Annotated in this window: 6 protein-coding genes; all 6 read left to right on the plus strand. The window is 73.1% G+C overall.

The window, feature by feature from the left end; all coding sequences use genetic code 11:
- Nucleotides 1-69 precede the first annotated feature (69 nt).
- From ACFVZW_RS00085 to ACFVZW_RS00110, 6 genes are read left to right on the plus strand one after another with little or no spacing between them, the layout of a single operon-like run.
- Nucleotides 70-2,337 (plus strand): TOMM precursor leader peptide-binding protein, encoded by a 2,268-nt coding sequence (locus ACFVZW_RS00085; RefSeq protein ID WP_384514353.1) that lies wholly within the window; start codon nucleotides 70-72, stop codon nucleotides 2,335-2,337.
- Complete coding sequence (locus tag ACFVZW_RS00090) at nucleotides 2,327-4,291, plus strand: TOMM precursor leader peptide-binding protein (protein ID WP_384514356.1); 1,965 nt, start codon at nucleotides 2,327-2,329, stop codon at nucleotides 4,289-4,291. The genes ACFVZW_RS00085 and ACFVZW_RS00090 overlap by 11 nt, the downstream gene beginning before the upstream one ends.
- 57 nt (nucleotides 4,292-4,348) lie before the next feature.
- On the plus strand, nucleotides 4,349-6,085 hold the full coding sequence (locus ACFVZW_RS00095) for a nitroreductase family protein (protein WP_384514359.1): 1,737 nt from the start codon (nucleotides 4,349-4,351) through the stop codon (nucleotides 6,083-6,085).
- 19 nt (nucleotides 6,086-6,104) lie between these two features.
- Nucleotides 6,105-8,918, plus strand: a complete 2,814-nt coding sequence (locus ACFVZW_RS00100; protein ID WP_384514361.1) for a lantibiotic dehydratase — start codon at nucleotides 6,105-6,107, stop codon at nucleotides 8,916-8,918.
- Nucleotides 8,906-10,051, plus strand: a complete 1,146-nt coding sequence (locus ACFVZW_RS00105; RefSeq protein ID WP_384514364.1) for a lantibiotic dehydratase C-terminal domain-containing protein — start codon at nucleotides 8,906-8,908, stop codon at nucleotides 10,049-10,051. The genes ACFVZW_RS00100 and ACFVZW_RS00105 overlap by 13 nt, the downstream gene beginning before the upstream one ends.
- Nucleotides 10,048-11,169 (plus strand): peptidase M50, encoded by a 1,122-nt coding sequence (locus tag ACFVZW_RS00110; protein WP_384514366.1) that lies wholly within the window; start codon nucleotides 10,048-10,050, stop codon nucleotides 11,167-11,169. Before ACFVZW_RS00105 ends, ACFVZW_RS00110 begins: the two co-directional genes overlap by 4 nt.
- The last annotated feature ends 51 nt before the right edge of the window (nucleotides 11,170-11,220 follow it).

Genomic DNA, 11,220 nt, shown 5'->3' on the forward strand with positions numbered 1-11,220 from the left:
ACACCCCGCATGTCCCGCCTTTTCAGAACGAGCGGCCCACAGGCCCCGACCCGGAGGTGCGATCCCCGCATGCCCACGACGCCGTACGAGGAGACCGCCGACACCCGTCCCAGGGTGCGCCGCGACGTGCTGTTCACCGAGACACCCCAGGGCGTGATCTTCCACAACGCCGACGGCGGCTTCCAGCTCAACTCCCCGTCCGCCTACCGGTTCGTCACTCTGCTCGTCCCGCACATGGACGGGCGCCGGACCGTGGCCGAGATCTGCGCGGGCTTCAAGGACCCGCAGAAGGCGATGGTGGGCGGCCTGGTCAAGGCGCTGTACGCCCGTGGATTCGCCCGGCCCGTGCCGGACCCCGCGGAGTCCGGCGAGGGCGCGTCGGTGGAACCGGCGGTCGCCGCCCGCTTCGCCCGGCAGATCGCGTACATCGACCACTACGCCGACGATTCCGAGAGCAGATTCGCCGCGTTCCGCGACACGCGCGTCGCCGTGCTCGGCGACGGCCCGGTCGCCCGCTGGTGCGCACTCTCCCTGATTCGCAACGGCTGCGCCGCGGTCGGTGTGGAGTCCACTAGGGCCGAAGTGCCCGCCACCGCCGCCGAGTTCGGCGCGCTCCGGGCGGAGGCGGAGGAGTTCACCGCGCAGGGCAGCCCGGTCGAGGTGGCGGTGCTGCCGGACGCCGGCTCCGGCGGAGTGGCTGGCTGGGACGCGTACGAGGGGTACGACGTGGTGGTCGCCACCGGTGGCCGCGACGCGTTCCGGACCGCGATCGCCCTGCTCGGCCAGGGCGTTCCGGACGGCCGCTTCCTGCTCCCCGCCTGGACCTTCGGTGGCCGGGCGGTCGTCGGACCGGTCAGCGAACCGGACTCCGCGGGATGCCTGGCGTGCGCGGCTCTACGGCTCGGCGCGACAGGGGACGCGGCCGTCGCGGCCGACCTCTGGAGCGGTCTGGCCCTGGGGGAGGGCGCGAGCGGACCCGCGCCGCGCGGCCCGCTCGCCGCGATGCTCGGCAATCTGCTCGGCTACGAGGTGTTCCGGCTGGTCACCAGGGCACTGCCCGCCGAAACCCGGGGACAGGTGCTGCTCCAGGACATGGCTTCCTTCGATGTCCTGGCGGAACGGCTGCTGCCCCATCCGCGCTGCCCCTTCTGCCCGACCCGGTCCGGCCCTCCCGAGCCCGTCGACCTGACCGAGGCCCCCGAGCGGCCCGCCTTCCAGCCGGTCGTCGCCGCCGCTCCGGACGACGGCGCGACCGAGGGGCCGCTCGCCGAGCTCGACCGTCGCTCGCTCGCGGTCCGACCGTCCGTCGGCGTCTTCACGCGGTACGCGGACGATCCGGTCACCCAGACCCCGCTGAAGGTCGGTGCCGTGGAGATCGGTCTGGGAGCGGCCGGACGGCGAACCGTCGCCGCCTTCGACGTCCAGCACACCGCGGGCGCCCGCCTACGGGCCCTCAACGTCGCCGCCGAGGTCTACGCCGAGCACGTCGTACCGGCCGTGCCGGCGCCGGACGTCGACTCCCGCGCGGACCGTACGGATTCGCCGCAAGCGGTGCACCCGGACCTGCTGACCACGGCCACGGGTGCCGGGGGCGATCCGGTGGCCTCCTGGGTCCTGGCCACGTCGCTGCTGACCAAGGAGGAGACACGGGTGCCGGCCGGCGCCGTGCGGCCCTTCGGTCCGGACAACCAGGACCGCCGGTTCGAGCCGTCCCGCGCCGGGGCCGGCGCCGGTGACGGTCTGCCCGAGGCCGCGGCGGCCGGTCTGCTCTCCGCGATCGCCCACGACGCGCTGCAGCGATCCGTACGCGGGGCCGGGCGCACGGCGGTGATCGACCCCGCCGACTTCACCGACGTCCCCGAGGCGACCTTCCTGCTGCGTTCCGCCGGGCATCTGGGCCTCGCCGTCGAACTCCTCGACCTCGGGGAGGAGGACCACACCGGGGTGTCCGTCGTGCTGGCCAGGACCCGGACCGCGGATCAGGACGCGGCGGGCCGCTGGGCCACCGGCGCCGCCCTTGACCGGGCGGCCGCGGCCACCGACGCCCTGCGCGACCTGCTCGGCACCGTGCAGCTCGCCGCGGAGGGGGTGTTGGGCGCGCCCGACACCGGTGCCCCGCTCCTCGCCGACCTCGATGCCTTCCTGATTCCGGTCACGGCACAGGACGGCGCCTCGACCACCGGACCGTCCAAGGCGACCTGGACGGACGTGCTGGAACGCCTGGCCGCCGCCGGGCGGGACGCCTTCGTCGTGCCCACGCACGCCGCCGACCTGCCCGCCGCCGGGATCCACACCGTCCGGGTCCTGCTCACCAAGGCGGCCGACGATGACCGTTGACGTCGTCGAGGCCACCGTCGACGAGGCCGAGGAGCCCCGGCGCGAGGCATGTCGCCTCTTTGCCGAGGAACTCGGTCACGCCCTGACGGAACTGCCGTCGGAGCCGGGCCACCGGCCTCCCGGCATCACCGTCTCCGCCCTCGGTGTACGGGACGCCTTCGCCGGCCCGACAAGCGCGGAAGGCGTCGACCGCTCCACGCTTCCCGTGCACCTGTACGGCCGGCAGGCGATCGTCGGACCCTGGCCGGCGGAGGGACGGACCGGCTGCGCCGACTGTCTGCGGCGCCGCTGGCAGGGAGTGCGCTCGGTGGGGCTGCGGGAGGGCATCGAACTGCGCGGCCACACACGAGAGGCGGGGTCCTGGCCGTACCGGGTGCCGTTCGCCGCGCAGGCCGTCGCCGCGCTGATCGCCCGGATCGCCGCCGCCCCGCGGGACGACCGACGGCCGTTCCCCGACGTATGGCTGGTGGACCTGGAGAAGCTGACCGTCCGGCACCATCCGCTGGTGCCCGAGCCGGACTGCCCCGGCTGTGGCACACCGCAACCGGTGACCGCGGAGTCGGCCGCCCTCGTCCTGCGGCCCGCGCCCACGTACCGGCCGGGCGTCAGCAGGGTCCGGCCGGTGGACGCGTACGGCATCCAGGTGGACGCCTTCGCCAACCCCCACTGGGGCGCCGTCGGGCCGTCGGTGGTCTGCGACGTCACCTCGCCGACCACCTCGGCCACCGTGGGCTGCTTCTCCAGCCGCTCCGGGGACTATCTGCGGGAGACCTTCTGGGGCGGTCACGCCGACACGTACCACGCCAGCACCCGGATCGGCGTGCTGGAGGGACTGGAGCGCTTCGCCGGGATGCGTGCCCGCGGCCGGGCCCTCACCCTGACCGCGTCCCTGGACGAACTCGGGCCGCATGCCGTCGACCCGCGCGAGACCGGCCTGTACACGGACGACTTCCACCGCGCCAATCCGTGGGTGCCGCCGTTCACTTCGGATCGTCCCGTCCCCTGGGTGTGGGGCTGGTCGCTGCGGGACGCGCTGCCCCGTCCCGTCCCGGAGATCCTCGCCTTCTATCACAAGCCAGGGATCGAGCACCGGTTCGTGCAGGAGAGCTCCAACGGCTGTGCCTCCGGGGGCAGTCTGGAGGAGGCCGTGCTCAGCGGCCTGATGGAGGTCCTGGAGCGGGACGCCTTCCTGCTCGCCTGGCACGGGATGCAGCCGCTCCCCGAGATCGACCCGGCGACCAGCGCCGACCCGCGCACCCGGGTCATGGTGGACCGGATGGCCATGTACGGGTACCGGGCCAGGTTCTTCGACACCCGGATCACCTTCCCGGTCCCCGTGGTCACCGCGGTCGCCGAGCGGTTCGACGGCGGCCCGGCCCGGATGTGCTTCGGGGCCGGGGCCTCCCTCGACCCGGAGGCGGCGCTCACCGCGGCGCTGTGCGAGATCGCCACCGACTCCGTACAGCTGCTCCAGCGCTTCAGGCGCGACGAGGCCGCGTACCGCGCCATGGCCGAGGACTTCGAGAGGATCACCAGCCTCCACGACCATCCGCTGGTCTACGCGGTGCCGGAGATGGGCCGCCACGCCGACTTCCTGCTCCGCCCGGCCCCGGCTCCCGACGCCCCCGAGCGCAGACGCGTGGCCGATCTGCGATGGTCCCGCGCCGACGGCTCCGGTACGGACGTACGGGACGACCTGATCACCGCGGTGGACGCCGTGACGTCCGCCGGATTCGACGTGGTCGTCGTCGACCAGACGGTGCCCGAGCAGCGCGCGCTGGGCCTGCACACCGTGAAAGTGCTGGTGCCGGGCCTGCTCCCGCTCGACTTCGGCTGGACGCGGCAGCGAGCCCGGCACATGCCGCGGATGCGTACCGCGCTGCGTGAGGCGGGGCTGCGGCCGGACGACCTGACCGAGGCCGAACTCAACCCCGGCCCGCACCCGTTCCCGTGACCGGCCGCCTGTCCGTCCCGGCGCGAGCGCGCCAAGAACCGAGGAAAGGGGGATCCCATGGGGTACGCCCATGAGTACGCGCACGCCATCCTGCACCGCGGCCGTGTGCCGATGGAGCCCACGGACCATGTCGTGAACTGGGCCGACGGTCCGCGCAGGGGCAAGTTCTATCCGAACGCCGAGGCGTTCGCCCTGCCGGGCACGGAGGACCTCGCCGACGTCCCGATCGCACCGGGCCTGCTGCCGAGCGCCGTCAAGGACCGTGGCGCCGCCGAGGACCCGAGCGCGGCCAAGGACCCGCGTGCCGCCAAGGACCCGCGCGCGGCCAAGGACCCGCGCGCGGCCGCGGATCCGACCACCGCCGAGGACGCCGACGGCCCGCGCGGGTTCAGCCTTCCGCTGCTCTCGGCGATGCTCAAGGACTCGTACGGGCTGACCGGGCGCCGCCTCGGCATCCAGGCCAACACCGACCTCGCCGGGCTGCCGTTCTACACGCATGCCAACTGGTCACGCGGTACCGCGGGCGGTGGCGGGCTCTACCCGGTGAGCGTCCACTGGGCGTCCGGCCCCTCCGGCCCCCTCACCCCCGGTCTCCACTACTACGATGTCCACCGGCACGCCCTGCAGCGCCTGTTGGCCGGCGACGTCACTGACCGGGTCCGCACCGCCCTCGGCCCGGACGCGCCCGCCGAGGCCCTCGACACCGACCAGTACCTGATCCTCGGCGTCAAGTACTGGCAGAACTCCTTCAAGTACAACAGCTTCTCCTTCCACGTGGTCTCCACCGACCTCGGCACACTGGTGCAGACCTGGCGGATCTGGGCCGCGGCCCGGGGACTGCGCCTCGCCCCCGTGCTGTGGTTCGACGAACCAGGGCTGAACGAACTGCTCGGCGTACCGGGCGAGGAGGAGGCGGTGTTCGCCGTCGTGCCGCTGCGCTGGGACGGCCCGCGGCCCGCGCGGCGCACCGCCCGCCCGGACGCCCCGCCCACGGACCCGCGCCATCGGCCGGCCGTCCGGCACCGGGACGTCGAACGCTCCCGCACCCTGCTGGACTTCACCACGCTGCGGGACATGCACGCGGCCACCCTGGACGGCGCCCTCTCCCGACCCGCCCCCGGCTCCCTGGCCGCCGCGGCGGCCCTCCCGGACGACGGCGACGGAGCCCGTGTGGCCCTGACGGCGCCGGTCCTGCCCGACACCGGCGTACGAAGGGTTCTGCGCGACCGTCGCTCCAGCTTCGGCAGGTTCGACGCCCGGCGTCGGGTCTCCACCGGCGACCTGTCGGCGGTCCTCGCGGCCTGTGCCGAGACCCGATTGGCCGGCGACACCGATCCGTACGGCGAGATCCGGCTCGCCAGGCTCTACGCCTTCGTCAATCATGTGGAGGGCGTCGAGCAGGGCGCGTACGCGTACGACCCCGACCGTGGCGACCTGCGTCTGGTCGCCGGCGGCCCGCAGGGCTCGTTCCTTCAGGCGAACTACTTCCTGGCCAACTACAACCTGGAGCAGGCGGGCGCGGTCCTGGTGCCCACCGTGCGGACCACCGCCGTCCTCGACGCCGTCGGCGACCGCGGCTACCGGCTCGCCGTCGGCACCGCCGGAGCCGTCGCCCAGAGCTTCTACCTGGCGGCCTCCGCACTGGGCCTGGGTGCCGGCGTCGCCCTCGGCTTCGACAACGTCTCGTTCGTCGAGCGGCTCGGCCTCGCGGACGGCGACGAGGCCCCGCTGCTCATCATGGCCCTCGGTCACGAACGGCCAGGGCCCGCCGACTTCCACCACGAGATCGCCTGACGGCCTCGGAGGATTCCCCATGACACCCACAGAGTCCGGCGTCCCGGACACCGGCACGGAGTCCGCGACCCACTGGGAGCCCGGCGGACGCTTCGTGCTCCGCGCGGCCGGCCTGCCCATCGAGACGGTCGACGGTCTGCGCTGCCCCGGCACCCGCGGCTGGGCCGACGCCGTGCTGGCCGAGGAAGAACGGCTGACCTCCGCCGGAGCGGCCCTCAGCGATCTGCTGCACGCCCTCGTCAAGTCCACCACCGGTCCCGACGAGGGCCCGGACGACGCGGCGGTGCGTCGCGGCCTGCTCGACCTGCGGCGGCGGATCTTCAACAGCCGGCTGCCGGCGGACCCCGAGGCGGCCGTCCGTCTGGTGGCGCGGCTGGACCGGGAGACCGGCGAGCGCACCGCCCGCTGGCTGCGGGATCGTGCCCGTCTCGCGGAGCTGACGGCCACCGGGGCGGAGCTGCTGGCCCGTGAACTCCGGTCGAGCCGAGGCGCGTTGCGTCGCGCGCTGGCGGAGGAGCGACTGCGCCGCGGCCTTCTGCTGGCCTCGCCCGCCCTCGACGGCCGGTTGGACACCTACCTGCGGGACACGAACGCGCGGCCGGGCAACCGTCTGCGCAAGATCGAGCGTTCCGCCCTCACCTATCTGTACCGCACGGCCTGCAAGACCAGCCCCTTCAGCACCTTCACCGCCATCGGCCTCGCCGGCTTCGCGGGCGATCCGACGGACGACGGAGCCGCACTGGACGTCGGCGAGGGCTGGACGAGCCACGTACGGCTCAACGTCGTCGTGCTGAGCCGGCTGACCGAGCTGATCACCGCCGACGACGAACGGCGCCTGGACCTGCCGGTGGTCCTCTCCCCGGGCTGGAAACGGGACGCCGACCGCATCCGCTACGTCCGCCATGTGACGACCGCGGGCGACGACAGCGCCGCCGTCACCTTCGACGCGGTCCGCGACCGGCTGTTCTTCCTGGGGAGCAGCGGCACCCTGGACCGGCTCCTCGAATGGCTCGGCGGCCACGACGGGGTCGTGCGCCACCGGGACCTGGTGGACTGGCTGGAGACGGAGCACCGGACCGGGCGGGACGAGTGCGAGCGGTACGCGTCGGCCCTGCTGAACGTCGGCATGGTGCAGGTGCCGCTGCTCCGCACCGATGTGCACAGCCGCGATCCGCTGCGTTCCTACCAGGACGCCCTGCGCTCCCTCGGGGCGCCCTGGGCCGACCGGCTGGCCGACCTCCTCGACGGACCGGCCGACTGCCTCGCCCGCTACCCCGAGGCCGACGTCGACGAGAGCCGCACCCTGCTGAGCACCCTGCGCGGTCAACTACTGGGAGTGCAGAGGGAGCTGGGGGCGGTCGAGCCGACCCTTCCGCAGACCTTGCTGTACGAGGACGTCAGCACGGGCGACGATCTGCTCTGCGGGCCCGCCGTGCTGAACGGGGAGACCGGCCGGGCGCTGCGGGCCGTCGAGGGCGTTCTGCCGCTCTTCGACCTGACGCTCCCTCAACGCATCACGCTGCTCGGATTCTTCATCGCCAGGTACGGCCGAGGCGGGCGCTGCGACGACCTGCTGCGCCTGGTCCACGACTTCCACGAGGACTTCTTCGACCAGTACGTGTCGTTCACCTCCAAGCGCGTCTCCTTCGACGCGGACGGCGCGTACGTCCCCGAGGAGAACTGGCTCGGGCAGAGCGAGATGAAGACCCTCGACCGTGCCCGCGGACACTTTCACGGTGGTCTGCGTGCCCTGTGGGAGCACCACGGGCCGACGGGGGCGGAGGAGATCGAGCTGGCCGATGACCTGCTCGCCACGACCGCCGCCGAACTCGCGCCGCTCGCAGGCCACTTCGTCCCGCAGAGCCACCATCTCCAGCTCTCCAGGCCCGACGGAGGCCGGCAGCTCGTCGTCCTCAACAAGTCCTACGGCGGACTGGCCTTCCCCTTCAGCCGCTTCACCCACCTCTACGACGGCACAGGACCGGACACGGACACCGCGGCACCCGGCCTCTCCGACGCCCTTCGCGAGGAGATCGCGGACCGCCGTCCGGACGGCACCGTGTTCGCCGAAGTCACCGGAGGGCCGGTCACCAGCAACCTGAACCTGCACGGCCGGCTCACCGACCACCAGATCGTCTGTCCGGGCGAGACCAGCTCCGCGCCCGAGGCGGCCCGCATCCACCTCGACGACCTCTACGTCGAACACGACGAGGCGGCCGGTCGTCTGGTGCTCCGCTCCCGCCGCCTCGACCGCGAGGTCGTGCCGGTCTACCTCGGCTACCTCGTGCCGATCGCGCTCCCCGCCATCCCGCGCACCCTGCTCCTGCTCTCCCCGAGCACCATGGCCCCCTTCGACGTCTGGGCGGGGGTGCCCGAGGGAGAGGCCGAGGACGGGGTCACCCGCAGGCCACGGGTCCGCCACGGAAACGTGGTGGTCGGCCGGCGCACCTGGACCGCGCTCGCCGAGGTCCTGCCGGCCCCGCGCCCCGGCACGGGGGAGGAGGGGCACTACCTGGACTGGCAGCGCTGGCGCCGCGCCCACGGGCTGCCCGACCGCTGCTTCGCCACGGTCTCCCACTCCGGCCAGGGGCCGATCGGAGCCAAGCCGCTCTACGTCGACTTCGACAGCCCGCTCTCCCTGTCCGCGCTCGACGCCCTCGTGGAGCGGAAGCCGGGCACCCGGGTGGCGTTCCAGGAGATGCTCCCCACCGAGGACGGGCTCCACGTCACCTCGCGGCGCGGCCGGCACGTGGCCGAACTCGCCGTGGAGACCTTCACCACCCGCCATGTCCCGCAGTCCGGCCAGGAGGTCGCACCGTCATGCCCGAACTGACCGAGCCCGCGGCCTTCCGGGTGGCCCCGGAAGGCACCGAACCCTCGCCCTGGCTGGCGCTGCACGTCTTCTACGCCGCCAACCCCCAGCCGCTGCTCGTCGACTGTGTGCGTCCGCTGGTCGACCGGCTCACCGGGGACGGCCTGCTGTCCGGGTACTTCTTCATCAACTACTGGCTGGAGGGGCCGCACGTGAGGCTGCGCCTGCGGCCGAGCGGCCCCGACGCCGAAGCCGAGGTGCGCCGCCGCGCCGAGGAGACGATCGACGGCTTCCTGAAGAGCCGCCCGGCGCTCTACGAGGTCGACTCCGGATTCCTCAAGGACTTCTACAACGCCCTCTTCGACATCGAGTTCCCGGGCGAGGACCGGGCCGGGTACATGGGCGCGGACGGCCGGATGAACCTCAGGCCGAACAACTCCTTCTCCTCCGAGGTCTACGCCCCCGAGTACGCCAAGTACGGCGGTCCGGCCGGGGTGGACCTCGCCGAATGGCACTTCCGGCACTCCAGCGACCTCGTCCTGGAGGCGTACCGGAGCATGAATCTTCACCTGCGGACGGTGCTGCTCGGGACGTCCGCCCAGCTGATGATGGTGATGGCGAGCTGCTTCCTGCCCGAGGAGGAGCGGCTCGCGGAGTACCTCGACTCGTACTACGCCTTCTGGCACCGGCTGTTCCCGGGGACCGGCTTCATCGGATCCACCGAGTACGAGCGCACCTACGAGCGCATGGCACCCTCGCTCGGCGCCCGGTTCGACCGGCTCAGGGAGGCCGTCGCGAGCCGCGACCTGGCCCGGCTGCCGGCGTTCCTGCGCGGCTGGGCCGAGCACTGCCTGGAGCTGCGCGACCGGGTGGTGGACCTCACCGAGCGGGGCGAACTCGCCTTCCCGGCCTGGGAAGGCCCGGCCCGTGAGGACACCGGACAGGAGCGCGCCGAGGATCCCGACGCGGCCCCGCTGGTCACCGTGACCCATGTCCCGGCAGTGTTGCCCCGTCTGCTTTCGCCGTACATGCACATGACCAACAACCGGCTGCATGTGACGATCCGGGACGAGGCGTACCTGGCGTTCATCCTGGGCCGGGTGCTGCGCGAGCCGGCCGGCGGGCCGCGAGCCGGACGGCAGGACGCCTCATGAGCGCGACGGAGCACGCCGACCGTGCCGCCGCCGCCCGCGCCTACCGGCCCGCGCTGCGGCCCGGCGTGCTGATCGGCCCGGCCGTGCTGCGCGGACCGCGGACCGTGCACCTCATCAAACACCCGGTCAGCGGCGCCACGTTCGAGGTCGGCCCCAAGGAGCACTTCGTCATCAGCCGGCTCGACGGCACCCGGAACCTCGACGACGTCGTATCCGAGTACGCGGCCCGCTTCCGCCTCAGGCTCCCCGAGGACCAGTGGACCCGGCTGCTCGGCCTGCTCGGCACCCGCGGACTGCTCGCCGGATCCCCGGACCCCGCACCGCCCGAGCCGCCGCCCGCCCGCACCGGCACCTTCTGGAAGGGCAGCCGGCGGACCGTCGCGGACGCGCACAGGACCGCCGGACGCCTGCACCGACTGCTGTCCCCGCTGCTCCGCCCCTGGGCCCAACTGCCCCTGGTGGCAGCCGTTCTGGTGATGATCGGCACCGTGCTCGCGGATCCGGTGACGTTCCTCGACGGAACCCTCGACGTGCTGACCCGGCCCCTCGTGCTGATCCCGTTCGCGGTCTTCCTCTGGTTCAGCATCTGCCTGCACGAACTCGCCCACGGCATCGCCGCCCGGCATTACGGCGGCGTGGTCACCGAGATCGGGCTGCGTTGGCGGTTCCCGGCCATGATGATGTACTGCACGGTCGACAACTACCTGTTCCTGCCCGGCCTGCGGTCCAAGCTGGTGGTGGCCGCGGCGGGCGCTCACGTCAACCTGGTGCTCCTGCTGCCCTTCGCGCTCTGGTGGGCGCTCCTGGAGCCGACGGACCCCGTCCGCCCGCCGCTCGCCGGCATGCTCTTCATCGGCTGCGTGCAGGCCCTGAGCAACCTCGTCCCGCTGCCGCCGCTGGATGGGTACCGCATCCTCAGCCACACCCTGGGCACCGCCAACCTCGCCCCGGAGACCCGGACCTACCTGGCCCTGCGCCGGCGCGGGCGGGAGGCGGTCGCCGCGTACCCGCGACGGGCCCGCCGTATCCACACCTCCTACGCCGCCACGGCGGTCGTCCTGGTGCTGCTCGCGGTGGCCGGAACCTGCACGGCCGTACTCCTCCTGCTGTTCCGATGACCTCGACCTCCCGACCCGACGGCGAAAGATCACGCAACTCATGAATGAGGT

The sequence above is a fragment of the Streptomyces sp. NPDC059567 genome, assembly GCF_042735655.1.
GTDB lineage: Bacteria > Actinomycetota > Actinomycetes > Streptomycetales > Streptomycetaceae > Streptomyces.